Source organism: Lentzea albidocapillata (assembly GCF_000719115.1).
Classification (GTDB): Bacteria; Actinomycetota; Actinomycetes; order Mycobacteriales; family Pseudonocardiaceae; genus Lentzea; species Lentzea albidocapillata.
Window position 1 is genome coordinate 462,557 of record NZ_JOEA01000005.1, and the last position, 25,348, is coordinate 487,904.

19 protein-coding genes, 1 tRNA gene and 1 pseudogene are annotated in these 25,348 nt (G+C 69.6%); 10 read left to right on the forward strand and 11 right to left on the reverse strand.

Annotated features, from left to right (window positions below):
- Positions 1-44: 44 nt before the first annotated feature.
- The 3 genes from IG04_RS0108980 to IG04_RS46360 all read right to left on the reverse strand — a co-directional run bounded on the left by IG04_RS0108980 (position 45) and on the right by IG04_RS46360 (position 6,441).
- Positions 45-5,510, reverse strand: coding sequence for an ATP-binding protein (locus IG04_RS0108980; protein WP_030476098.1), 5,466 nt, complete (start codon positions 5,508-5,510; stop codon positions 45-47).
- 277 nt (positions 5,511-5,787) lie between these two features.
- Positions 5,788-6,279 (reverse strand): Gmad2 immunoglobulin-like domain-containing protein, encoded by a 492-nt coding sequence (locus IG04_RS0108985; protein ID WP_030476099.1) that lies wholly within the window; start codon positions 6,277-6,279, stop codon positions 5,788-5,790.
- Between the two features lie 77 nt (positions 6,280-6,356).
- Positions 6,357-6,441 (reverse strand) — tRNA-Tyr (locus IG04_RS46360).
- Positions 6,442-6,655: 214 nt separating this feature from the next.
- Between IG04_RS46360 and IG04_RS0108990 the strand changes: the two genes are divergently transcribed.
- The 3 genes from IG04_RS0108990 to IG04_RS0109000 are packed head-to-tail and all read left to right on the forward strand — an operon-like array spanning position 6,656 to position 10,008.
- The gene (locus IG04_RS0108990; protein ID WP_030476100.1) at positions 6,656-9,238 is read left to right on the forward strand and encodes an ATP-binding protein; all 2,583 of its coding nucleotides are present in this window, start codon (positions 6,656-6,658) and stop codon (positions 9,236-9,238) included.
- Positions 9,239-9,288: 50 nt separating this feature from the next.
- Positions 9,289-9,570, forward strand: a complete 282-nt coding sequence (locus IG04_RS0108995) for a hypothetical protein (RefSeq protein ID WP_030476101.1) — start codon at positions 9,289-9,291, stop codon at positions 9,568-9,570.
- A 9-nt stretch (positions 9,571-9,579) separates the two neighbouring features.
- A complete protein-coding gene (locus IG04_RS0109000) occupies positions 9,580-10,008 on the forward strand; it encodes a DUF4383 domain-containing protein (RefSeq protein WP_030476102.1) in 429 nt (142 codons plus the stop codon).
- Between the two features lie 60 nt (positions 10,009-10,068).
- Here IG04_RS0109000 and IG04_RS0109005 read toward each other — a convergent pair whose 3' ends face one another.
- Both IG04_RS0109005 and lnt read right to left on the reverse strand, forming a co-directional pair.
- Positions 10,069-10,836 (reverse strand): polyprenol monophosphomannose synthase, encoded by a 768-nt coding sequence (locus tag IG04_RS0109005; protein ID WP_030476103.1) that lies wholly within the window; start codon positions 10,834-10,836, stop codon positions 10,069-10,071.
- On the reverse strand, positions 10,820-12,367 hold the full coding sequence (gene lnt, locus IG04_RS0109010; protein WP_245815869.1) for an apolipoprotein N-acyltransferase: 1,548 nt from the start codon (positions 12,365-12,367) through the stop codon (positions 10,820-10,822). Before lnt ends, IG04_RS0109005 begins: the two co-directional genes overlap by 17 nt.
- A 262-nt stretch (positions 12,368-12,629) precedes the next feature.
- Between lnt and IG04_RS0109015 the strand changes: the two genes are divergently transcribed.
- Positions 12,630-13,235: a TetR/AcrR family transcriptional regulator gene (locus tag IG04_RS0109015; RefSeq protein ID WP_030476105.1), complete on the forward strand. Its 606-nt coding sequence runs from the start codon at positions 12,630-12,632 to the stop codon at positions 13,233-13,235.
- 110 nt (positions 13,236-13,345) lie between these two features.
- Positions 13,346-13,540: a PspC domain-containing protein gene (locus IG04_RS0109020; protein ID WP_030476106.1), complete on the forward strand. Its 195-nt coding sequence runs from the start codon at positions 13,346-13,348 to the stop codon at positions 13,538-13,540.
- On the opposite strand, the gene IG04_RS0109025 is transcribed toward IG04_RS0109020, so the two are convergent.
- The 3 genes from IG04_RS0109025 to IG04_RS0109035 form a co-directional block, all read right to left on the reverse strand.
- Positions 13,534-14,085, reverse strand: coding sequence for a hypothetical protein (locus tag IG04_RS0109025; protein ID WP_030476107.1), 552 nt, complete (start codon positions 14,083-14,085; stop codon positions 13,534-13,536). The genes IG04_RS0109020 and IG04_RS0109025 overlap by 7 nt on opposite strands.
- A gap of 120 nt (positions 14,086-14,205) precedes the next feature.
- Positions 14,206-15,069, reverse strand: a complete 864-nt coding sequence (locus IG04_RS0109030) for a helix-turn-helix domain-containing protein (protein WP_084400824.1) — start codon at positions 15,067-15,069, stop codon at positions 14,206-14,208.
- Positions 15,070-15,173: 104 nt separating this feature from the next.
- Positions 15,174-15,962 (reverse strand): bestrophin-like domain, encoded by a 789-nt coding sequence (locus tag IG04_RS0109035; protein ID WP_030476109.1) that lies wholly within the window; start codon positions 15,960-15,962, stop codon positions 15,174-15,176.
- Between the two features lie 254 nt (positions 15,963-16,216).
- Here IG04_RS0109035 and IG04_RS0109040 point away from each other — a divergent pair, with 254 nt between their 5' ends.
- From IG04_RS0109040 to IG04_RS0109060, 5 genes are all read left to right on the forward strand, one after another.
- A complete protein-coding gene (locus tag IG04_RS0109040; protein WP_030476110.1) occupies positions 16,217-18,280 on the forward strand; it encodes a hypothetical protein in 2,064 nt (687 codons plus the stop codon).
- Positions 18,281-18,353: 73 nt separating this feature from the next.
- Entirely contained in the window at positions 18,354-18,908 is a 555-nt protein-coding gene (locus tag IG04_RS0109045; protein ID WP_030476111.1) for an EF-hand domain-containing protein, read from the forward strand.
- 1 nt (position 18,909) lies between these two features.
- Positions 18,910-19,626, forward strand: a complete 717-nt coding sequence (locus IG04_RS0109050) for a GNAT family N-acetyltransferase (protein WP_030476112.1) — start codon at positions 18,910-18,912, stop codon at positions 19,624-19,626.
- A gap of 52 nt (positions 19,627-19,678) precedes the next feature.
- A complete protein-coding gene (locus IG04_RS0109055; protein ID WP_030476113.1) occupies positions 19,679-22,075 on the forward strand; it encodes an ATP-binding cassette domain-containing protein in 2,397 nt (798 codons plus the stop codon).
- A gap of 18 nt (positions 22,076-22,093) precedes the next feature.
- The gene (locus IG04_RS0109060; protein WP_030476114.1) at positions 22,094-22,648 is read left to right on the forward strand and encodes an EF-hand domain-containing protein; all 555 of its coding nucleotides are present in this window, start codon (positions 22,094-22,096) and stop codon (positions 22,646-22,648) included.
- Between the two features lie 3 nt (positions 22,649-22,651).
- Here the strand turns inward: IG04_RS0109060 and IG04_RS0109065 are convergent, their stop codons facing one another.
- The 3 genes and pseudogenes from IG04_RS0109065 to rho form a co-directional block, all read right to left on the reverse strand.
- The gene (locus IG04_RS0109065; RefSeq protein ID WP_211257710.1) at positions 22,652-23,074 is read right to left on the reverse strand and encodes an SRPBCC family protein; all 423 of its coding nucleotides are present in this window, start codon (positions 23,072-23,074) and stop codon (positions 22,652-22,654) included.
- Positions 23,075-23,083: 9 nt separating this feature from the next.
- Positions 23,084-24,223, reverse strand: a complete 1,140-nt coding sequence (locus tag IG04_RS0109070) for a Glu/Leu/Phe/Val dehydrogenase dimerization domain-containing protein (RefSeq protein WP_030476116.1) — start codon at positions 24,221-24,223, stop codon at positions 23,084-23,086.
- A gap of 25 nt (positions 24,224-24,248) precedes the next feature.
- Positions 24,249-25,265: pseudogene (gene rho, locus IG04_RS0109075) on the reverse strand (transcription termination factor Rho); the annotation flags it as partial.
- Between the last annotated feature and the right edge of the window lie 83 nt (positions 25,266-25,348).

A 25,348-nucleotide genomic window follows, 5' to 3' on the forward strand; every position in this document is an offset into this window, starting at 1 on the left:
AGGCCCGGCCACCCCAACGGGATGACCGGGCCTGATCCTAAGCGCTAGCCCGCGAGACCGTCCTCGATCGCCTTGATGATCGCCGGCCGCAACTGGGCGGCCGAGATGATCGCGTCGACCGCCCCGACCTCGACCGCGCGCTGCACGCTGTGCACCCGGTCGAACTCGGCGGCCATCTCGTTCAGCTTCTCGGTCCGCACCGACTGCCGCGTGGACGTCAGCTCGGCGGTCAGGGCCGACCGCTCGGCACCGGAGGCCTCGGCCACCGCGGACTCCAGCTTCTTCACGCGCGGGTCGTTGGCCGTGCGGCCGTCGACCTCACGGGCGAACACCACGGCCGCGGCGGGCGCGCCACCGATGACCGAGGCGAACGAACCCTCGACCGCGAGCACCGTCATCGACGGGTTCAGGGCCTTGGAGAAGACCACGAACGCGCCGCCGTGGTACCGCGAGATCACGGTGAACACGATCGGGCCGCGGAAGTTGACGATCGCGCGGCCGATCTCGGCGCCGTACTCCAGCTGCAGTTCCCGCATCGACTCCGGTGAACCGTCGAAGCCGGACAGGTTCGCCAGCACGACGAGCGGCCGGTTGCCGGAGGCCGCGTTGATCGCGCGGGCCGCCTTCTTCGACGACTTCGGGAACAGCGTGCCGGCGGTGTAGGTGTCCGGGCCGTCGGTGGGCGGGAAGCCGGTGCGGGCGACACCGCGCGACTCGACACCGAGCAACGTCACCGGGATGCCGCCGAGGTGCACGTCCTGGACGACGGCGGTGTCGGCGTCGGCCATGCCGGCCCAGCGCTCCAGCACCTCGTGGTCCTGGTCGGACAGGGCGCGCATGACCGTGCGGATGTCGAACGGCTTCTTGCGGTCCGGGTTCGACTCGACCGAGAAGATCTCGCCGACCGTGGCGAACGGGCTGTCGCCGACGACGTGCGGGTAGGACGAGACGTCGCGCCCGACCGGATCCGAAGTGGACACCCGGCGCGGACCGGTCTCGCCCGGCGCGATGTAGCTGTGCTCGTAGTGCCCGAGCAGCACGTCGAACGCCGACCGCAGGTTCGGGGCCCAGTACTGCGCCTGGCCGTTCGGGCCCATGACGCGGTCGTAGCCGCCGATGCCGTAGTTGTCCTCGGCCGAGACGCCACCGGAGAAGTCGAGCGCCTGCTTGCCGGTCAGCACCATCGCCGAGTCCGGGGTCATGACCAGGATGCCCTTGGTGTGCATGAGCATCGTGGCCTCGGCGTTCCAGTACGGCTGGGCGCCGACGTTGATGCCGTTGACGACAACGTTGATCTCGCCGCCGTCCTGCGTGAACTCCACGATCCGCTTCAGCGCCGCGGCCACCCAGTCCATGTTCTCGACACCGGAGCTCATCGAGATCTTCGCGCCGGACGACAGCGAGAACCACTCCAGCGGAACGGAGAGCTCCTCGGCGAGGTCGAGGGCGTGGATCACCCGCGAGCACTCGGGCTCGGCCAGTGCGCCCAGGGACTTCGTCGGGTCGCCGAGCAGCACCACGCGCTTCATGCCCTCGGGGTACGCGGGCGTCGGCGTGGTCACGACACCGACGACGATGCCGGCCTTGTTGCCACCGCGCGGGCGGTCGACCGGCACCAGCGCACCGTCGACCAGGTCGTGCTCCACAAAGGACCCGCCGTCGCCGACGAGCATCTCGACCAGCTCGTACGGGTAGATCGTGCCGCGCGACTGAGCGCGCAGGACGTTCTGGCGGTAGTCGTCCAACGGCTGGATCGGGTCCGTCGGCGGCTGCACGAACGAGAACCGCACACCGGAACCGGCGTCGTTCGCGATCCGCACGCCGATGTCGGAGACGTCACCGGAGACGGGGTCCCTGCGGCGCGCCAGGAACAGGACCTCCTCGAGGTCCAGGCCGGCGGTCGTCGGCAGGACGCGCTGACCGACCGCGTCCAGGTCCTTCGAGCCGAGCTCGGTGGGCGGCCACGCGTAGAGCACCACGCGGTTCGTGGCCAGGCGCGTGCGGCCGCCGGCCTGCGCGCGAGCCCTGCGGATGCCGTCCAGGCAGGTCGCCAGGACGTCCTCGGCGGCGGGCAGGGCCACGATCCGGCCCTCGTCGTCGCGCAACGGCGTCAGGTCGCGGACCTGGCCGAGCGCGACGAGGCGCTCGTCGGACTTGTTCGCCTTGGCGACCGCGCGGAACAGGTAGACGTCCTCGTCCACAGAGGACAGCCGGGTGAGGTCGAACTCCCGCAGCCGCTCCAGCTGCATGCGTTCGGCGATGCGCGGGTGCAGCCCGCGCACCAGCCTCTCCTCCGCGAACCCGTGGGACGACGGGCGGAACGTGAAGTGGTGGTGCATCGACTCGCCGCGGCGGCCCGCCACCGTGGTGGTGATGCGCGTGATCGTCGGCGGCAGCTGGTGCGCGGCCAGGGCGGCACCCAGGCCGGCGGCCATCTCGTCCTGGTCGGACGGTCCGCCAGGCCAGTTGACGTAGAGGTCCGCGACGACCGCGCTTCCGGTGCCGTGCTTGACGACGTCACCGATGGCGTCGGTCAGCGACGGGAACTCCACCGCGGTCGAGACGAGACGGGTCTGCTCCGGCTCGTTCTCCGCGATGAAGAACGCGCCGTGCACGCGCGGGTTCTCCAGTGCCTTCTTGGTGTAGTAGCGGCGGGCCAGCACCTCCAGCAGCGGGGTGTTGTCCGCGCCGGGCTTGCCGATGCGCTGGCCGAGCAGGCGCACCAGCGGTTCGGCCGACGCCACCATCGCGACGATCCGCTCCTCGCGGTCCGCCGCCTGCGGCTGCGCGTCGAGGTGGATCAGGTGCTTGCGGACCTCGCTGTGCACGCGGGCGCGGTTGCGGCGCACCAGCGGCTGGGCGAACCAGGTGAACACGACGCTGCGGGCGAGGTCGGCCACCGCCGGGTAGCGGACCTGCGTCGCGGCGACGATGTGCTCCAGCACCAGGCCGATCCGGACCTGCTCCGACTCGACCGGCGGCGCCTCCTGCACCCACTGGCGCAGCAGGGTCGTCGCGACGGCCGCGTCGAACACGCCGCGGCGCAGCGCCACGAAGATCCGGAAGACGGCCTGCTCCAGCTCCGGCGTGCGGTCGAGCTCGGTGATGCCGTAGTGGCCGATCACGTTCTGCAGGCGGGCGCGGAAGCCCTCCGGCAGTGCCGCGCGGTCGGCGTCGAGCGTCTTCAGGTAGGTGTGGAAGTGCTCGCGCGGAGAGTGGATGTGGTTCTCCGGCTTGGACTCCTCACCGGCGGGGCGGTTACGCGAGAGGTCGCACAGGTCGGCGAAGATGCCGAGCAGCTCGGCCTCCAGGACCAGCGGCCGCTCCGGCAGGTCGTGCCGCGCGTCCATGTAGTTCTTCAGCACCCGCTCGGTGTCGGCGGCGGTGGTGTCGAAGCCCAGCAACAGGTTGCGCAGGTCGTCGATGCCGCTCGCGACGAGCTCCTCCGGCCGGACGTCCGTGCGCGGCGCGGGCAGTTCCAGCTCGACCGCCGACTCGGACCTCTGCTCCTCGACGGCGCCGGCCTCGTCCTCGATCTCCTCGAGCTTGAGCAACGCGCCACCGGCGGGCACCTGGGTGCCGACGACGACGTTCAGTTCCCTGAGGCGGGCGCGGAACGGCGCGCGCAGCACCGTCTCCATCTTCATCGCTTCGAGCACCAGGACCGGGGCACCGGCCTCGACCTCGGCACCGACCGCGAGCGGCGTGGCGACGACGAGCGCGGGCATCGGCGAGCGCAGGACACCGCCCTCGTCACGGGTGACGCGGTGGGTGACCCCGTCGACCTCCACCTGGTGGACCGGGCCGTGCGTGCCGGTGACGACGCGGAACCGCGCGCCGTTGACGGTGATCTGGCCGACGTGGTGGTCGAACCGCTCGACGTCGACGTCACCGGTCAGCACGGTCTCGGAGTCGGCGGCGGCCACACCGACGCGGTAGCTCGTGGCGCCGACGCGGGCGACGGTCACGATGTACGGCTGGCCGCGCAGCACGAACTCCAGCTTGACCGCGCCCTCGTGGTTCGTGCGCGGCTGGCCGCCACGGGCGGACGCGAGCAGTGCGGTGCGGTTGATCTGCTCCTCGTCCTCGTACACCTCGATACCGGCGGCCGCCAGGGCGATCGCGGAGTGGCGGTGCGAGATCAGGCCGCCCTCGGCGCGGACGCGGTCGATCCACGAGGTGTCGGCGGAGCCGTCGATCACGGCGGGCTCGTCGAGCAGGTCGAGCACGAAGCTCTTGTTGGTGGTGCCGCCCTCGATGATGACGGTCGTCTCGGCCATGGCGCGGCGCAGCTTGCCCAGCGCCTCGTCGCGGTTGCGGCCGTACGCGATGATCTTCGCGATCATCGAGTCGAAGTCGGCGGGGATCTGCGAGCCCTCGGCCACGCCCGTGTCGACGCGGATGCCGGGGCCGGCGGGCAGCTCCAGCCGGACGATCCTGCCGGGGCACGGCGCGAAGTCGCGGTCCGGGTCCTCGGCGTTGAGGCGGGCCTCGACGGCGTGGCCGAGCTCGACCGGCTTCTCGCCTTCGAGCCTGCCGCCGCCCGCGACGTGCAGCTGAGCCTTGACCAGGTCGAAGCTGGTGGTGATCTCGGTGATCGGGTGCTCGACCTGCAGGCGGGTGTTGACCTCGAGGAACGCGAAGAGCTTCTCGCCGGGGTGGTAGAGGAACTCGACGGTGCACGCGCCGCGGTAGCCCACCGCGTTCGCGAGCCGTTCGGCGGAGGTCTTCAGCTCGTCGACCTGGTGCGGCTCCAGCACGCAGGAGGCCGACTCCTCGATGATCTTCTGGTTGCGCCGCTGCACCGAGCAGTCGCGGACGCCGAGCGCCCACGCCGTGCCCTGGCCGTCGGAGATGACCTGCACCTCGACGTGCCGGGCGCCGGTGACCAGGCGCTCCAGGAACATCACGCCGGAGCCGAACGCGCGCTCGGCCTCCATGCTGGTGCGGTCGAAGTTCTCTTCCATCTCGGCAGGAGAGGTGATCTTGCGGATGCCGCGGCCACCACCACCGGCGGTCGCCTTGAGCATCAGCGGGTAGGTGACCTCGTCGGCCACCTTCAGGGCGTGCTCGAGGTTCTCGACGGCACCGCGCGACCACGGCGCGACCGGGACCCCGACCTCCTCGGCGATCAGCTTCGAGCCGATCTTGTCGCCGAGCTTGCGCATGGCCTCGGCGGACGGGCCGACGAACGTGACGCCGACCTTCTCGCACAGTTCGGCGAACTCCGGGATCTCGGCGACGAAGCCCCAGCCGACCCACGCGGCGTCGGCCTTCGTCTCGACGAGCGCCTTCTCCAGCACCTGCAGGTTCAGGTACGGACGGTCCGCCGCCAGACCGAGGTTGTAGGCGAGGTCGGCTTCCCGGACGAAGGGCGCGGACTTGTCGACATCGGTGTACAGGGCGACGGTCTCGATCCGTTCCCCTGACTCGGCGGCGAGTTCACGGACGGCGTGGATCAGCCGCATTGCGGCTTCCCCGCGGTTGACGATCGCTACACGACTGAACAACGACTTCTCTCCTCGCGGACAGACAACCTCAGCGGCAGTCGCCGCCCAATCGATGTACACACTCTCGTCTACTACCCGGTAACAAAACCGCTGGAGCGGAACGAGTTGAGCAGCGTGCTTTGTATGAAACCAACAAGGCACCAGGTCCTCGGCACAGCATCACTTGAGCCCGTGTCCCAACTCACGACCGGGGGTGTCGGCGCCGTCACAGAGGTGTTCTGACGGAAAGAACGCGGGTCCTCCCCCTTGTCCGCGGTCGAGGGAGGACCCGCCGGGTTCAGGACTGCGGAATCCGGATCACGGTCCCGGGCGTGATCACGTTGGGGTTCGTGATGACGTGCGGGTTGGCCCGCACCAGGCGCGGGTAGAGGTTGCCGGCGCCGTAGAACTGCGTCGCTATCCCCCACAGCGTGTCACCGGGCTTGATCTCGTACTCCTGGTAGACACGGTAGCCGGGCACGATGCGCGGCCCGTACACGACCGGCACGATGATCTTGTCGAGCTCGGCGCCGTCCTTGGGCGACACCCAGAACACCTCGACGAAGAGCCGGTCGAGCGCGAACGACGCACCCGACACGTCGGCCTGTACCTGGAACTGGCCGTGGCCGCCGGTCCCGTCTCCTGCCATGAACCCGCCCACGACCTCGTCGTGACCCTCGTGGATGCGGTAGTTGAACTGCGCCTCGAACGCTCCGCCCGCGGTGCCGGCGATGTGCACGAGGCTCCCGACCAGGCCCTGCGGCCGGGGCTGCTGGATGTCGATGGACATGTTTCCCCTTCCTCCACCAGTTAGGTCGCGGGGAGGAAGGGGGTCGTTGCCGGGGTTCACCCCGGTGGCGCAACGGATGGTGGTGGAGGTCGGAGTCGAACCGACTCTGCGCGGGGGCTCCCGTTTTACAGACGGGCGGGGCTCCACAGCCCCGTCTCCACCATTGTTCGAGCACTTTTCGAGCGCACGAAAAAGCCGCCCTCACCCGTTCTCACGGGAGGGCGGCTCTCGACGTCAGCGAGGCCTTACGGCGTCACGACGGAGAGCCTGAGATGGGCAAATAGCTGCGATAGCGGCGCATGCGGGCTACCTTGCCGGACCGTCCGCGCGGCGGTCAACCATTTATCTCCGCATTCGCAGGAAACGGGGTCACGCGGTGGAGCGATATCCAGGCGTGAAGGTCGTGGGGCGTGCTCGGGAACTCGCTGCGGCACGGTCGTGGCTGGCGGCGGAGACCGGACGGCTGGTGCTCTGCGGCGGCGAGCCGGGCATCGGCAAGACGAGACTGGCCCAGGAACTGGCCGGGCACGCGCTCGCGCTCGGCCGCGAGGTCGTGTGGGGGCATTGCGTCGAGACCGCGGGCGCACCGGCGTTCTGGCCGTGGCGGCAGGTGCTCAAGGCGGCCGACGCCGATCCCGACCGGGTGCTCGCGCACGACGCCGAGGTGCCGCAGGACAGGTTCCGGGTGTTCGACGCGATCGCGTCCGCGCTGGACCGCGACGGCCTGGTGATCGTGATCGAGGACGTCCACTGGGCCGACGAGGCGTCGCTGCTCGTGCTCGCCCACCTCGCCACCCGACTGCGGAACGTGCTGCTGTTCGCGACCTTCCGCGACCCGTGCCCGGCGGTGGCGGACCTCATGCGCTCGGCCGACCGGATCGACCTGCACGGGCTGTCCGCCGACGAGGTCGCCGAACTGGCCGGTGCCGCGCACGCGGCCACGATCATGGAGCTGACCAGCGGTAACCCGTTGTTCGTCACGGAGATCGCGCGCGCGGTCGAGGACGGCACGTGGCACGCGGACCAGCCGCCCCGCAGCGTCCGCGACATCGTCACCGCCCGCCTCGCCCGGCTGTCCCCCGACGCCCGTGAGCTGATCAGGACGGCGGCGCTGATCGGCCGTGACTTCGACCTGGACCTCGCCGAGGCGGCCTCGGGAGTGCCCGTCAGCGCGCTGGACGAGGCGGCGACGCTGATCGACGCGACCGGGCACCGGTTCGTGCACGCGCTGACCAGGGACGCGGTCGAGGCCGCGCTCACCCCCGCCGAACGCCGCGCGCTGCACCGCCGGATCGCCGAGGCGATGGCGGACAGCACGCACTACGCGGACGTCGCCCGGCACTGGAACGCCTGCGGTGCGACGGAGGAAGCCCGCACGTGGACGGTCCGCGCGGCGCAGGACGCGGTGACACGGCTCGCCTACGAGGAGGGCGCGCGTCTCTACCGCGCCGCGGCGGCCCTCGGCGACAGCCACGAGGTCCAGGTGGCACTGGGCCGGGCCGCCTACTTCGCCGGGGATCTCGCGGGGTGCGTCCAGGCCGCCCAGCGCGCCGCCGAACTGGCCGCGACTTCCGAGGAGATCGCGGAAGCCGCCCTGGTCCTCGAGGCCGCACCCGGCGCGGGCGTCAACGCGATCGCGACCCCGTTGTGCGACAACGCCCTTCGCCACGACGTCAGCCCGGCCACCCGCGCCAGGCTGCTCGCCCAGCGCAGCCACCTCGCGTTCTACCGCGGCGAACAGCACCGGCTCGACGAACTCAGCCGGGAGGCCCTGCGCCTGGCACGGGGCGACGACCGCGCGCTCGCCGAGGCGTTGCACGCCAGGCAGGAGGCGTGTCCCGGCCCTGCCGGTCGGGCCGAACGCCTCGGCCTCGCCACCGAGATGATCGCCCTCGCCCACCGCACGCACAGCCCACGCGGTGCCATGTGGGGTTCGCTGTGGCGCATCCACGCGCTGGTCGAGAGCGGCGAACTCGCTGCCGCACAAGAAGAACTGCCTGCGCTCAAGCTCGCCTGCGAACGCGTCGGCGGCCAGGTCCCGTTGTGGCACCTCGACGTCGTGACGGCGTGCATCGCCCAGGCGCAGGGCCGTTTCGCGGAGGCCCAGGAGGTCGGGCGGCGGGGCTACGACCGGATGCGGGTGATCGAGCGTGAACCGGCGTCGGGTGCCTACTTCGCGTTGCAGTGCGGGCTTTCCTGCCATCTCGGCCCCACCGAGGACGGCCTGGCGCTGGCCCGCCACTTCCACGACCCGCCGCCGCGGTTCCGGCTGATGTCGAAGCTCACGCGGGCGTTCCTGTTGCTGCGCGCGGGTCTGCGCGACGAGGCACTGGAGTTCTATCGCCGCTCCGGCCCGGTCGCCGAGTGGGACCTGCCCGCGTTCTTCGTGCTACCTGGGCTGGTCGACGCCGTTCTGGTGACGGCGGGGCTGGGCCTGACCGGCGACCTGCGCCTGATCCTGCCCCGGCTCGCGGGTTTCCGCGGCGAGCACGCGGCCGGCAACGGCGTCGCGTACATGGGGCCGGTGACCCTCGCGCTGGGGCGCGGTCACCTGGCCCTCGGCGAGTACGAGCAGGCCGTCACCGACCTCACCGCCGCCGCCGACGAGGCCTCCCGGGCGGGCGCCCCCGCGTTCGCCGCAGAGGCCCGCTGGCACCTGGCGGCGGCGTTGCGCGCCCTGGGCCGCGACGCCGACGCCGTGCAGCGCGCCGCCGACCGGGCGATCCGCTCACTGGGCATGACGGCGTTCACCACCACGGAGCTGAGCAGCCGCGAGCACGAGGTCGCGACGCTGGTCACCGAGGGCCTGACGAACCGGCAGATCGCGCGCCGGCTGGTGATCTCCGAACGGACCGCCCAGAACCACGTCCAGCACGTCCTCACCAAGCTCGGCTTCCGCACCCGCAGCCAGATCGCGGCGTGGATGAGTACCGCACCGAGTACTCCGGCGGATGGCTGACCAGCGCGAACTTCCTACCTTGGGAGCCACACCGACCGAGGAGGAACCCCATGTGGCTCACCATCGCGACCCCGCCCACCCAGTCCCTCGACCAGCTCGACCGGGTGATGGGCGCGGCCACCCCCGACGGCCTGCGCGCCCGCTACGCCTGCCGGGCCGACGGAGAGTTCCGGATCATCGCCGTGTGGGAGAGCAAGGACCACGCCGACCGCTTCTTCCGCGAGGTGCTCGGCCCCGTCCTGGCCCGCGTGCTCGGCCCCGAACCGGCCGGAGCGCCCACGATGACCGGCATGGAGGTGCTGCGGGAGTTCATCCCGGCCGTCACCGGGTAGCCACCTCGCATGCGACCAGTACAAACGGCGGCCTCGGTGGTCGGCGCGGCGTTCCTGCTCGTCGGTGTGCTCGGCTTCATCCCGGGCATCACCACGCACTACGACGAGCTGAGCTTCGCCGGCCACTCGGGCGCACTCCTGTTCGGCCTCTTCGCCGTGTCCGTACTGCACAACCTCGTGCACCTGCTGTTCGGGATCCTCGGCCTGCTCGCCGCGAAGCGGTCCCAGTTCGCCCGTGCGTTCCTGGTGGCGGGCGGAGGCGTCTACGTGTTCCTGTGGGTGTACGGCTCGGCCATCGGCGAACACACCGGCGCGAACTTCCTGCCCGTCAACACGGCCGACAACTGGCTGCACCTCGGCCTCGGCGCAGGCATGATCGTGCTCGGCATCGCGACGACCGCGGTCGAACGCGCGCGCAGCAACTCGCCCGTCAACTGAGACCCGTGACGGCCGCCACCTCGGACCGTCCACAACGAACGGTCCGAAGTGGCCGCGCGACTACTTCCTCTTGCCGGTGAACAGGTCCTTGACCTGGTTGCCGCGGCGGCGCAGGCCCCACTTCGTCACGCGGATCAGTGCCTCGCGGACGATGTTGCCGCTCATCTTCGACTCGCCGAACTCGCGCTCGAGGAACGTGATCGGCACCTCGCGCACCCGGAAGCCCAGCTCCAGCGTCCGCCACAGCAGGTCGATCTGGAAGCAGTACCCGGCCGACGCGACCGAGGCGAGGTTCAGCTTGCGCAGGGTGTCCGCGCGGAACGCGCGGTAGCCACCCGTCATGTCGCGAATGTTCGCGCCCAGCGCGAGCCGCGAGTACAGCGAGCCGCCCAGCGACAGGAACTTGCGCTGCGCCGGCCAGTTCACGACCTCGCCGCCCGGCACCCAGCGCGAGCCCAGCACCAGGTCGGCCTTCGGCAGCGCGTCGAGCAGCCGGTGCAGCTGCTCCGGGGCGTGTGAGCCGTCGGCGTCCATCTCGCAGATGACGCCGTACTCGCGGTCGAGCGCCCACTGGAAGCCCGCGACGTACGCGGCGCCCAGCCCGGCCTTCTCGGTGCGGTGCATCACGTGGACACGGTCGTCGGCGGCCGCCATCTCGTCGGCGAGCTGGCCGGTGCCATCGGGGCTGCCGTCGTCGACCACCAGCACGTGCACGTCGGGCAGTGCCGTGTGCAGCCTCTTGACGATCTTTCCGATGTTGTCCCGCTCGTTGTACGTCGGGATCACCACCAGCACCTGCCCGAGTTCCTGGTCAGGCTGCTGCGCCATTCGAGTCCTTCCGTCGTCGGGTGAAGCCCAGCGCCAACGCCGCGAGGCCCGCAGCGGTAATCACCCACTCGGGCCAGGCTCCTAGCCAAGTCGCCAGAGTAGTCTGCGACCGCAGCGGCAGTGTCGCGACCAGGGCACCAGGCTCGAAAAGCCCAGTCTTCCGAGTGACGGAACCGTCGGGTTCGACGATCGCGCTGACCCCCGATGTCGCCGCCACGACCACGGCCCGGCCGTGCTCCACCGCCCGCAGTCTGGACATGGAAAGCTGCTGGTAGGTCATCTCCGTGTACCCGAACGTGGCGTTGTTCGTCGGGATCGCGATGATCGTCGCGCCGGCCGTCACGGAGTCGCGGACCACTGAGTCGAACGCCACTTCGTAACATGTGTCAAGTGCGACCTTCGCGGGCCCCATGACAAAACCCTCCGGGTCCGTGCCGGGCTGGAACACGCCCGCCCGATCCACCTCGGAGGCGAACAACCGGAAGAACGACCTCATCGGCATCGTCTCGCCGAACGGCTGCAGCTTGCGCTTGGTGTAGGTGTCCGTGGGCCCCTTGCCGGGCTCCCAGAGCACCACGGTGTTGCGCGGCAGCCCGTCGTTCTTGTCGAGGATCACGGCACCCACCGCGATCGGCGCCTTGATCGCGTCGGCGGCCGCGTCGAGCACCGCGGCGGCGTCCGGGTTGCGGAACGGGTCGATGTCCGACGAGTTCTCCGGCCAGATCACGATGTCGGGCTGCTTCTCCCGGCCAGCGGCGACGTCGGCGGCCAGTTGCAGGGTGCGCTTGGCGTGGTTGTCGAGCACGGCCCGGCGCTGCGCGTTGAAGTCGAGCCCGGCGCGCGGCACGTTGCCCTGGATCGCGGCGACGGTGACGGTCCCCGCGGAGGCATCTACCCCCACCGGTACCACCAGCCCTACCCCCAGCGGCACGACGACCAGCGGGGCGGCGAGCCTCCAGTTCTTCGTGAGCCAGAACAGCCCGAAGCCGGTCAGCACCACCGCGAACGTCACCAGCGGCGCCCCGCCCAGCGACGCGAGCGGCAGGAACCAGCCCTCCGGCTGGCCGAACGCGATCTTGCCCCAGGTGAAGCCGCCGAACGGGACCACACCACGCAGCGCCTCGTCCGCCACCCACAGGCACGCGGCCCACAGCGGCCACCCCGGCACGCGCGAGGCGAACGCCATCGCGGCGGTGCCGATCGAGATCATCAGGGCGCACGCCAGCGCCAGCGGCAGCCAGGCGACCAGCCCGACGAACTCACCGGTCCACCGCAGCAGCGGCACCATGAACCCGAGCCCGAACAGCAGTCCGTACCCGAATCCAGCGCGCGCACGCCGGTCGTAGATGGCATACGCGAGGAGCGCGAACCCGACCGGCGCGAGGAACCACAGCGGACGCGGCGGAAAGCTCAGGTAGACCAGCGCGCCGCCGGCGACGGCGAGTGCCATGCGCGACAACACCGGACGGCTCACTCTTCGCCTGCGCGCGGGCAGTTCCGGCGATTCCGGCGCGATGGGGGGTGCGACCACCCGGTCAGCGTACGAGCCCTGGATGTACACGGGACGTATGACCTATGTCGATCCCGGGTGGAGCGCTGTCCACGGACGGTTCGGCGGTGAACAGCCGAAGGGCCGAACGTGCGTTGAGCGAAACGGCCGATGGCTTGTTCAGCACTGGCGAAGGCAGGTAACGATCCTTCCCGCGTGGCCCCTTGGCCGAGGCGGAAAAGGTCGGCAAGCGCAAGCTTCGTTCCCTGTTTCGGTAGGGTCGGGCCAAATCAGGAGGTGACGGATGCCCCGTCCAAGCGTGGAAGCCGAACGCAAGGCGCAGATCCTCGCGTCCACCTGCAAGGTGATCGCGGCTGAGGGCTTCCGCCACCTCCGGGTGTCCGACGTGGCCAAGGACGCCGGCGTGTCCGGCGGCACGGTCCACTACTACTTCGAGACCAAGCGCGAACTCACCGACGCGGCCTTCGAGCACTGCTTCGAGGTCTCGGTGGCCCGCCGCCGCTGGATCCTCGAGTCCGACGAGCCGCCGCTCTCGCGCCTGCGCATGGTGGTCGAGTCGTACCTCCCCGAGGGCGCCGAGACCGTCGAGGCATGGAAGGTCTGGGCCGAACTCTGGGTCGAGGCCATCCGCAACCCCGAGTTGCAGGAGCTCAACGAGCGCTTCTACGGCGAGTGGCGCGACATCGTGGCGAGCATCTTCCGCGACGGCCAGGCCTCCGGCGACATCCACCTGTCCGGCGACCCGCTCGAACTGGCGAACATGATGGTCAGCATGCTCGACGGCCTCGCGCTCCAGGTGTTGGCGGGCTCGCGGGCCATGACGGTGGACGCGATGCGCACCACGTGCCTCAGGTTCGTCGACCAGCTCTCGACCGCCAACGTCGGATAGCCCCGCGCTGTTGCAGTGCGGACCCCTGGCATCGGGTGACGTGCCTCATCCGGGTCAAACCAGGGTTCGTCCCGATGCGAGAGATGGCCGATAGTGGGCATCCTGGGTGTATGACCACGAAGGTTGCTTTGAGCAGGCCCAGGACCAACCGGATGATCGCGGGTGTCTGCGCGGGGCTCGCCCAGCGCTGGGGAATGAAGGCGGGCACCGTGCGTCTTCTGTTCCTGCTGTCCTGCCTTCTGCCCGGACCGCAGTTCGTCGTCTACCTCGTGCTCTGGGTGATGCTGCCCGACCGCGGCTACTGACCGGCGGCGATCAGCGCGCGGTAGCCGGGGATCGGGGCACCGCCCGCCTTCTCGAACAGGAGCGCCTCACTGAGGCCGGCACGCGTGCCGTCGCCCAGGCTCCTGTTCGAGGTCCAGAGGTTCGCGCGCAGTCCCTGGTTCTCGACGGACAGGATGTCCTCATTGGACCGCAGCGGCTCGCCGGTGGCCCGCCGCCACTCGGCGACCGCCGTCCAGAACTCGTCGACCGCGTTCCACACGACGAGGCAGCGCGGCCCGAGCACCGCCCGGATCTCGTCCGCCGTGCACAGTTGCTCCAGGCTGTGCGAGGCGAGGTTCTGCAGGTCCTCGACCAGCGCCACCACGAGGTCGTGGTTGGCCTCCTCGGCGGCCAGCTTCTCCGCGACCTTCCCGACCATCGGCAGCACGTCGCCGGGCGCCGCCCGGTTCGCGGCCACATACGCCGCCATCGTGGCGACGTTCAGCTCGCTCTGGTCCTCGACGTGCTTCCAGGTGAACCCGGCCGACTCGGCCAGCCGCTGCGGCGCGGTCCTGCGTCCCCACATGTGCTTCCCCCCAGGTCAGGCTTGTCGGGGGATCATCGCAGAAGCCTCGACCGGCGGGTCCGGTGACCAGGCGCAGGAACGCCTCCCACGCTGCTGGCTCGGGCGACGCGTGAACGATGCTCAGTACATTCCGGCACGGCCCAACAGCTCCACCGGCGGGTCGTTCGGATCGAAGCCGCGTGTCAGCACACGATCGATCAATCTCCGCGAAGCGTCTTCACTCAGCGCGACTCCATCCAGCTTCTTGAGCACCTTCGAGTAGAGCGAGATCGATGCCCTGTCGTCGAGGAACAGCGCCGAGTTCAGGCCCTCGACGTAGGCCATCGGTTCGTACTTGGCGAACGACAGCATGGTGAAGTCGCCTGTCAACGCCCGGCCGGCTGGCACGATCCGAACGCTGATGTACGGCCGAATCATCAGGCGCAGAATCTCGTGGAGCTGCTCCGCCAACACATCGAGACCTCCCACCGGCGAGTACAACACGGGCTCGTACACGTAGAAGACGAATCGCTTGGTGTTGTCGACGAGCTCTCGGCGCTCGACGCGAGCGGCGACGAGCGCCTCCACATCCTTCGCCTCCACAAACGGCGAGTCTTCGGCCAGAACGCGGATGTACGACTCGACCTGAGTCAGACCTGGCAGGAACAACAAACTCCAGGCCACCACCGTCTCGGCCATCTTCTGCTGGCGGTTGAGCGCCCGAAGACGGGGCGGCACCGGCGAATCGTAAAGCTGCAGCCAGCCTCTCTCCCTGGATTCCAGGTAGAGATCCTTCAAGTACTTGAACTCATCTGGCGCAGCCTGACACATGCCCAGCAGGTAGGTGAAATCGTCGAGAGACACCCCGGCCTTGCCGTTGACCAGATCCGACAGCTTGGCGTGCTCCCACTTGACCCGCCGCGCCAACTCACTCTCCAGCATTCCGGTTCGCGCGATCGCTTCCCGCAGGCATTCACCGAACTCGCGCCCCAGCACAGTGGACACTCTCTTTGGCATGCCAGAGAAATTAGCCCCGCCGCTCCCCGCGCCTCCATCATTTCGGGCCCAAATTGACCTGAAAGAAGCAGATGTAGAAGGGTTCTACGACTTTAACGGCTCTCTTCCACGGGTATGCCGGCCAGCTCCTCCGTGAGGCTCGTGAACGCCTCCGGCTGCACCCGGAACCACCCGTCGAACGGCTGCGTCATCCCCACGCACAGCACGCAGACGAACGCCAGCACGGCGGAGGTCAGGCTCATCTGCAGGATGTGCCGCTTGCGCGCCGTGAACCCGATCAGCATCGGGAACACGATCATCGCGACGGCACCCGCGATCGTCCCGATCAGCATGATCCGGCCGGTGTTGTCCAGGCCACCGGCCGAATCCAGCCGGTCGCGCCGCAGGTCGGTGATCTCCCGCATCCGTTCCAGCGACCGTTCGCGGGCGCTCTTCACCTGGTCCGGTGACGTGGGCAGCGACAGGATCTCGGTGTGCAGCGAGTTCAGCGTCTCGGTGGTCTTGTCGTCGGGCTCCCCCGCCGCCAGCTTGGGCCATTCCTGGTCCACCACCAGTTTCGGGTACTCGGTGAGCAGTGAGCGGATGTGGTCGCGCTGCGGCTGCGGCACGACCGCGGTCTGCCAGTAGACGTCGGCGACCGCGGCGGCCTCGCGGGCGGCGTTGTCCTCGGCGGCACCGCCCTCCTCCCAGACGATCACCATGTAGAAGGCCAGCGCGACGATGAACAGGCCGCTGATCACCGCGCCGAGGAAGCCGCGCGAGTCCGCGTCCCTGTCGTCGGCCTGGTCGTGGGCACGGGAACGCCCGAACAGCAGGAGGGCGATCGCCGTGACGACAACCGACGCGAGAATGATGACGAGCCCGGTCCACATGGCCTCCATCTCCCCACAGCGGACACCGTTTGACCACCAACACCACGCTTCCCGGCAGTCTTCCCCGCCCGACAAGAGCAACGGAGTTTGATCAAGTACACAGCAAGTCCACTTCGAACGGCCGGCTCGGAAGCCTTTGACACGAACAGGAGAACCAGCGACGTCAGTCCTCGACGGAGAGTGAGGACGTGGTGGTCAACGGGCGGTGACAACGCCGGTCCAACCGTGCCAACCTGTGCGGCGACCCCACCGGAAGGCGTGGCATGCGTGTACCGATCCTCATCGCCGTCGTGCTGCTGGTTCCGTTGCTCACCCCGGGTCCGCCGGTCGCCGCGGCCGAGGTGTGGCGCACCCAGTTCGACGAGGCGGTGTACGGAGATGTCACGGTCGTCGGCAACTCCGTCCTGACCTGCCCGACGCCCGAGCAGGCGGGACCGGACCCCAAGTACTCGCCGAAGTCCTGTGTGGACGCGCTGAACCGCAAGGGGCACGGGCCGTCCGCGCTGAACAACAGCCACCCCATGTCCTGGACCGACGTCGACGACGACCCGGCGACGTTCAACTCGTCCAACGCCCAGATCGGCATCCCGGCCGGCGCGACCGTCGCCTACGCCAAGCTCGGCTGGGCGGGCAGCGCGACCTGCCGTGACGGTGTGACCCCACCTGGCACCCCACGAGACCCCGTCACGTTCAACGGCACCCGCGTCAGCCCCGGCCGGTTCGTCATCGACGGCCCAGACGACCTCTCGCACACCGACAACGCCTTCTACAGCGCCGAGGCCGACGTCACGCGGGCGTTGACGAGCGGCACCGTGACGGTCGGCAACGTCTGGGCGCCGCAGGGGTTCGACTGTTTCGGCGGCTGGTCGCTGACGGTCGTGTGGAAGTTCGCGAACGCCACCGCGGCAGCACCCGCGAAGCGGCACATCGCGGTGCACGGCGGACATGTCCGGCTTCCCACGAGGAAGCCGGTGCTGCACACCCCGATCGCGCCGACGCACCCCACCGGTGGGGTCATCCGGGTGGGTATGACCGCGTACGAGGGCGACTGGGCCACGGACGGCGACCAGATGCTGATCAACGGCACCGCGGTCGGCGGGCGCAACGCGTTCGTGTCGTCCGCACAAGGTGCCGCGTATCCCAACAACATGAGCGTCGACGCGCGCACGGTCACCGTTGACGCCAACGTCCTCAAGCCCGGCACGAAGAGCGCCGAGCTGGCGTTCAGAAGGGCCGAGGACGCGTTCCTCGTGCAGAGCATCGCGTGGTCGTTCCCGCTCCCCGAACTCACCCTCGCCGTCGACCCCGTGAAGCCCGTCGCGCACCCGAAGGACACCGTCGCGCAGACCACGACGGTCACCAACGCCGGTGACGCGCCCGCCACCGGCGTGACCGTGTGCGGTCAGCAGGTCGGCACGATCGCCCCGCACGCCACGGCGACGCGCACGTGCTCGTCCACGGCGGCCGACGACGACTACGCCACGACGGTCGCGGTGAGCGGCACCAGCCTCGCGGGCGATCCACTCGCGGCGCAGCAGTCGTCGACCGTGGACGTGCTGCACCCGGCGTTGCGTGCGACCACCGCGTCCGAACCGCTGACGGCGCTCCCGGGCCAGGCCGTGAAGTTCACGACGACGGTCACCAATACCGGCGACACCCCGCTCTACGGCCTGGTCGCCCGTGCGGGTGCCGGGTGTGACCCCATGCAGGGTCAGCTCGACCCCGGAGCCACGGCGGTGGTGGCCTGCACCGCCCCGGCGGGTGATGAGAGCGGCGCGCTGACCTCGGCAATCTCGGCCGCCGACAGGATCGGTGGCAAGGTCGAGGCGTCGGCATCGGTGCGGGTCGAGGTGATCTACCCGCGCCTGACCATCAGCGCGGTCTGGTCGAAGGACCGCGCGCGGGACGGCGAGGTCGTCACCGTCACGGTCACGGTCGGCAACCCGTCCGACCTGCCGATCGCGGACGTCCAGGTGACCGGCGAGCCCGCCGCGTGCCGCCGGACGTTCCCGGTGCTGGCACCCCGTGCCCGCGTCACCTACACCTGCCAGGTCACCGCCCCGATGAACTCCCGGCTGACGGTGTCCGGCGCGGGTGCCGGCGCAGCGATCAGCGAAAGCGCGGTCGTCCGGATCGAGTCGGTGAACGCCCCGCTCCCGCCCGATCCCGCTCCGCCCGCGCCGACACCTGACGAACCACCGCCTCCGCAGCCGGTCGCGCACGTCCAGCAGGTGTCGAAACCCGCGGTCGGCGGTGTGGCGGCGGTGATCGGGATGATCGGCATGGTGGTCGTCGCGAGCGCGTTGTCCGGGCTGGGGCGTCGCTGAGGTCCGGCGAATTCGTTCTGGTGGTGTGAACACGGGCGTGTTGCTCCAGAGCCGGATGCGGTAGAAGGGTCCTGTGGAAATCACCGCCTTCCTCGACCGCAAGCTCGCCCGCAGGTTCCGGACGTACGACATCGACGGCGACGGGTTCATCGAGCGGGAGGACTTCACACAGGCGGGCGAACGCACCACCAAGGCGTTCGGGCTGGCGGCGGACGATCCGAAGGCCGTGCGGTTCCACGACATGCTGATCGGGCTGTGGGAGCACCTGGCGTCGGCCGCCGATCTGGACCGCGACGGGCGCATCAGCGTCGAGGAGTACAAGAACGCGTTCGCGAACGGGCTGCTGGAGACGCCGGAGTCGTTCGACGAGGGTTATGTGCCGTTCCTGGACGCGCTGATGTCGGTCGCGGACGAGGACGACGACGGCAAACTCACGCTCGAAGAGCACGTGAAGTGGACCGGCGCGTTGATGGACCTCTCGGAGCGCGACGCGCGCGGGATCCACGACCTGTTGTCCGACGAGGACGGGCTGCTGTCCACGCAGGCCCTGCTGGCGGCCATCAGGGAGTTCTACTTCTCCGAGGATCCCGCCGAGGCAGGCAACTGGCTGCTGGGGTCGTTGGACTGACGTGCTGCTGAAGACGCTGCAGGAGTACGCGGCACGGGCCCAGCCCGCCGCGCACGTCGAGGAGGCCGGCGGCTGGTGGCTGCGGCACTCCCCCGGCGACGCCTGGTGGGTGAGCGCGGTGCTGCCGCACGACCGCGAGGACCGGGTGGCGCGGGCCGAGGAGTTCTGCGCCGAACGCGGGGCCGGGGCGCGGTTCCAGATCACGCCGGGCGTGTGCGCGGACGATCTCGACCGGACGTTGGACGACCGGGGTTATGCGCGGGGTCATGACATGTCCCTGCAGATCGCGTCGACCTCCGAGGTGCTGCGCCAGTCCCACTCGGACGCGGGCGAGGTGACGGCGCGGCCGACCGACGAGTGGCTCGCGGCGTGGCAGGCGGCGACCACACGCGACGTCAGTGCCGAACGCGACCTGCTCAGCCGCGTCGAGCATCCGTCCGCCTACGCGTACGCCGAGGTGGACGGTCAGGTGGTGGCCGTAGGGCGTGCGGTGACCGAGGAGGGGTGGGCCGGGGTGTTCGGCATGGCGACGCTCCCGCACGCACGCGGTCAGGGCGCCGCACGGTCCGTGCTCGCCGCACTGGCCTCATGGGCGGCCGCGCGCGAGGCGAACCACATGTACCTGCAGATGGAGAAGGCGAACACCACGGCGTTCCGGCTGTACGAACGGACGGGGTTCCGCGAGGTGTGCACCTACCACTACCGGATTCGGGCATAACCAATCAGGAATCAAGAAGGCAGAGCCGAGTGGCGCGAGTTAGCTTTGCGCCATGACCAGGACAGCACCGGCGGCGCATGATGCCGACACCCACGACCTGATCCGTGTGCAGGGCGCGCGGGTCAACAACCTGCGCGACGTCGACGTGGAGATCCCGAAGCGCCGGCTGACGGTCTTCACCGGTGTCTCCGGGTCCGGCAAGAGCTCGCTGGTGTTCGGCACCATCGCCGCGGAGTCGCAGCGGCTTATCAACGAGACCTACAGCGCGTTCATCCAGGGGTTCATGCCGACGCTGCCGCGCCCCGAGGTGTACCTCCTGGAGGGCATCACCACGGCGATCCTGGTCGACCAGCAGCGGATGGGCGCCGACCCGCGCTCGACCGTCGGCACCGCGACCGACGTGCACGCGATGCTGCGCATCCTGTTCAGCCGCCTCGGCACGCCGCACATCGGCGGCCCGCAGGCGTTCTCGTTCAACGTCGCCTCGATCTCCGGCGCGGGCGCCGTGACGATCGAGAAGGGCGGCCAGAAGATCAAGGAGCGCCGCGAGTTCTCCATCACCGGCGGCATGTGCCCGCGCTGCGAGGGGCGCGGCCAGACCTCCGACATCGACCTGACCGAGGTCTACGACGAGGCGAAGTCGATCATGGAGGGCGCGATCAGGGTGCCCGGCTACAACATCGACAACCAGTGGACCGTGCAGACGTTCACACAGTCCGGTTTCATCGACCCGGCCAAGCCGATCCGCAAGTACACCAAGAAGGAACTGCACGACTTCCTGTACCGGGACCCGATCAAGATCAAGGTCAACGGCATCAACGTGACCTACGAGGGCCTGATCCCGAAGCTGCAGAAGTCCATGCTGTCCAAGGACCGCGAGGCGCTGCAGCCGCACATCCGCGCGTTCGTGGACCGCGCGGCGACGTTCGGCACCTGCCCCGACTGCTCCGGTACCCGCCTGACGGAGGCGGCGCGGTCGTCCAGGATCAAGGGCGTGTCGATCGCGGACCTGTGCGACATGCAGATCACGGACCTGGCGGACTGGATCCGCGGTGTGCGGGACAAGTCCGTCGCGCCGCTGGTGGACAAGCTCGCGCACGCCCTGGACTCGTTCGTGGAGATCGGTCTCGGGTACCTGTCCCTGAACCGGCCGGCGGGCACGCTGTCCGGTGGTGAGGCGCAGCGCGTCAAGATGATCCGGCACCTCGGGTCCGCGCTGACCGACGTGACGTACGTGTTCGACGAGCCGACGATCGGGCTGCACCCGCACGACATCCAGCGGATGAACAACCTGCTGCTCCGCCTGCGGGACAAGGGCAACACCGTTCTCGTCGTGGAGCACAAGCCCGAGACGATCGCGATCGCGGACCACATCGTCGACCTCGGTCCCGGTGCCGGCCGGGGCGGCGGCACGATCTGCTTCGAGGGAACGCTGGAGGGGTTGCGCAAGAGCGACACCGTGACCGGCCGCCACCTCGACGACCGCGCGGTGCTGAAGCCGTCGGTGCGGGAGAGGACCGGGGTCCTGGAGATCCGCGGGGCGTCCACGAACAACCTGCGCGACGTCGACGTCGACGTCCCCCTCGGGGTGCTGACCGTGGTCACCGGTGTGGCGGGCTCGGGCAAGTCGTCGCTGATCCACCGGTCGCTGCCGCGCGACTCCGGCGCGATCGTGGTCGACCAGACGCCCATCAAGGGTTCGCGCCGGTCCAACCCCGCCACCTACACCGGTCTGCTGGAGCCGATCCGCAAGGCGTTCGCCAAGGCCAACGGTGTGAAGCCCGCGCTGTTCAGCGCGAACTCCGAGGGCGCGTGCCCGAACTGCAACGGCGCCGGCGTGGTGTTCACCGACCTCGGCATCATGGCGACGATCGAGTCCCCCTGCGACGTCTGCGAGGGCAAGCGGTTCGACCAGGCCGTGCTGGAGTTCAAGTTCGGCGGCCGCGACATCTCCGAGGTGCTCGCGATGCCCGTCGCCGAGGCCGTGGAGTTCTTCGGCTCCGGTGAGGCTCGCACGCCAGCCGCGCACGCGATCCTGGAGCGGCTCAACGACGTCGGCCTCGGCTACCTGTCGCTCGGCCAGCCGCTCACGACCCTCTCCGGCGGCGAGCGGCAGCGCCTGAAGCTCGCCACGCACATGGCGGACAAGGGCGGCGTCTACGTCCTCGACGAGCCGACGACCGGCCTGCACCTGGCCGACGTCGAGCAACTCCTGGCGCTCCTGGACCGCCTGGTCGAGTCAGGCAAGTCGGTGATCGTGATCGAGCACCACCAGGCCGTGATGGCGCACGCCGACTGGATCATCGACCTGGGCCCCGGCGCCGGTCACGACGGCGGCAAGGTGGTGTTCGAGGGAACCCCGGCCGACCTGGTCGCCGGCCGCTCGACGCTGACCGGCGAGCACCTCGCGGACTACGTGGGAGCCCCGGCACGCAAGAAGAGGCGCTGACGGGGTACACAAGGGGGCATGAAGATCACGCCGTTCCTGGACCGCAGGCTCAGTCGCAGGTTCGAGACCTACGACAGCGACGGGGACGGGTACGTCGAGCGCAAGGACTTCGACCTGGCGAGCACTCGGCTGACCTCGGCGTTCGGCCTGACGGACGACGATGTGCGCGCGAAGCGGTTGCACGAGCAGCTGCTGGGCGTGTGGAGCCACCTCGTCGCCGTGACGGACACGAACGACGACGGCCGGATCAGCCTGGCCGAGTACCGGACGGCGTTCGTGCGCGGGCTGCTGGGGCGCCCCGAGGCGTTCGACGACGTGTACGTGCCGTACCTCGACGCGCTGCTGGCCGTCGCCGACCACGACGGTGACGGCCGGCTCGGCGTGGACGAGCACGTGCGGTGGTCTACGGCGTTGATGCACGTGTCCGAGGCCGACGCACGGGCCGTGCACGCGCGGCTCGACCACGACGGTGACGGGTTGATCGGGACCGAGGACCTGCTCGCCGCCTGGCGGGCGTTCTACTTCTCGGAGGACGAGGACGGGCCGGGAGCCTGGCTGCTCGGCCCGCTCTAGCCACTAGCTCTGCTCGGCTGCCTTCTTGATCGAGGCGGCCTCGGTCTCGACGTACCGCTTGGCCCGCGCCTTCGTCATCAGCCAGCCGACACCCGCGAGCAGGCCGGACACGGTCAGTGCGAGGGTGAGCCGGGTGCCGCCGGGATGCGGCTCGACGACGTGCGAGGCGACGCCCAGGACGCCGGGCGACTTCGACTCCCAGGTGTACGAGGTGCCGTCGGTCAGTTCGGTCACGGTCCACACGGCCTCGGGCAGCTTCGGCTGGCGGAGGCGGGCGCTGGAGCCGACGACGAGCGGTCCTTCGTCGAGGCGTTCCACGGAGTCGACCGTCGGGATGCGTTCCGGCCAGCGCTCGATGTCGACGAGGATCGCCCAGACGCGTTCCGGCGGGGCCGCGATCGTGATGGTGTGCTCCATGCCTGGCATGCGCCGAGTCTACGACTCGGGGAACCGCAGTTCGATCTCCTTCACGGCGGCGGCCGCGAGGTGCCGTGCCGCTGTTCGCGGTGACGGTTCGCTGATGACCGCGGTGACGAGCCGGCGCATGTTCGTGCCGATCTTCTCGAACGCCGACTCGGCCGTGGCGTCGATGTCGCCGAACAGGGTCCACCACCACCAGGAGTTCGTGGCGGAGTTCGCGACGACGTCCGGGATGATCAACGCGTCGATCATCGCCTCCGCCTCGGGTGTCACGGGCATGTTCGCCGCTTCGACGATGAGCCTGGCCCTGACCTGTCCCGCGTTGCCGCTGTCGATCGCGTAGCTGGTGGCGGCGGGGACGAGGACGTCCGCCTGGACGCCGAGCCAGCTGTCGCCGGCGAGTTCCCGGTCCTCTGGGCGGAGTTTCGTTCTGTCGATGGCTCCGTGCGCGTCGCGGGACAGCAGCAGGGTTTCCACGTCGAGCCCGGCCGGGTTCGCTACGACGCCGTGGACGTCCGCGAGCCCGACGATCCTGACTTTCGCCCTGGCCAGGTAACGGGCGGTGGCGCCACCCATCGATCCGAAACCCTGCACGAACGCGGTGGGGTTGTGCAGGTGGAGATGTTCGATGCCGGTCAGCGCGGCCTCGGCCACTCCGTAGCCACCGGCCAGTTCGTCGAGGCTGACACCGTCGACGGTGACCTGGAAGGCGTCCGCGAGGCGTTGCCTGGCCTTCTTCTCGTCGTCGAGCAGCGGGTAGACCGCCTGGATGGACGACTGGAGGCCGATCTTCGCGATGGCCTCGTCGATGGTGGACTGCCGCAGCCCCAGGTCCTCCCCCATCGTCCAGAAGCGTTCGATGTAGGGCGACATGGCGTACAGGTAGGCCGTGAGGACGTCCTTCGCCCGCGGGTCGTAGGGGTCGAAGTCGATACCGCCCTTGGCGCCGCCGAGCGGGACATAGCGCGCCGCCGGGTCGTAGTTGAGGGCTTCCTTGGCGGTCATGCCCTCGGCCAGGGCGCGAACCTCGTCGAGCGTGCAGCCCGCACGCATGCGCAGACCCCCACTGCTGACCCCGCGCACCAGCCGGTCGATGACCAGGTAGCCGCGCGCTTGTGTAGCCGGGTCGGTCCACGTGACCTGGAGGAGACTCATCGCCGCCAGTCAACCACCTGGAGCGTCACCGCGACATCTGCATGAGGAACTCCGCGTTGCTCTGCGTCTTGCGCAGTCCGTCGACGATCACGTCGATGTCGCGGTCCGCCAGCGCGCGTCGCAGCGCGTTCGTGATGACGAGTTCCTGGGGCGACACCAGCAGTTCCGCCTTGCGCGTGCTCGACTGCTGGAGGTCGATCGCGGGGTAGATCCGCCGCTGCGCCGCCTTGCGGTCGAGCTTCAGTTCGGCGTTGCCGGTGCTCTTGAGCTCCTCGAAGATCGCCGTGTCGGCGAGCGACCCGGTCTCGACGAGCGCGGTGGCGAAGATCGTGAGGCTGCCGCCGTCCTCGATGTTGCGTGCCGCGCCGAGGAACTGCTTCGGGGGCGTCAGCGCCCTGGCGTCGATGCCGCCACTGAGAATGCGCCCGCCGTTGGGCTGCGCGAGGTTGTAGGCACGCCCGAGCCGCGTCAGCGAGTCGAGCAGGATCACCACGTCCTGCCCGTCCTCGACGAGCCGCTTGGCCCGCTCGACGGCGAGTTCGGCGACCCGGATGTGCTCGCCTGGGTGCTCGTCGAAGGTCGACGTGAACATCTCGCCCGGAATGGTGGTGCGCATGTCGGTCACCTCCTCCGGCCGTTCGCCGACGAGCGCGACGATGAGGTGGGCCTCGGGGTGGTTCTTGGCGATCGCGGCCGCGATCTGTTGCAGCACAATGGTCTTACCTGCCTTGGGCGGCGCGACGATCAGCGCCCGCTGCCCCTTGCCGACCGGCATGACCAGGTCGATCGCCCGGCTGGTGAGCTCGTTCGGATCGTGCTCCAGCCGCAGCCGCTCGTTGGGATAGAGCGGCGTCAGGTCCTCGAACCGTGGCCGCTTGTGCGGCGCACGTCCGTTGACCGTGTCGACACCGACGAGCTTGTCGTTCTCCGCTTCGCCGCTGATCTGGTCGCCGCGCCGCAGGTCGTACTGCCTCACGAGACTCTGCGGGACCTGCGGCCCGTCAACGAGAAACGCCTTGTTGTTACGTACGTCGAGTACACCGATGTGCATCGGGGGTGTGTCCTTTCAGGAGGGTTGTTCGAGACGCGCTTCATCGACTCCGCGCACGAGGTGCGACGGGAGGA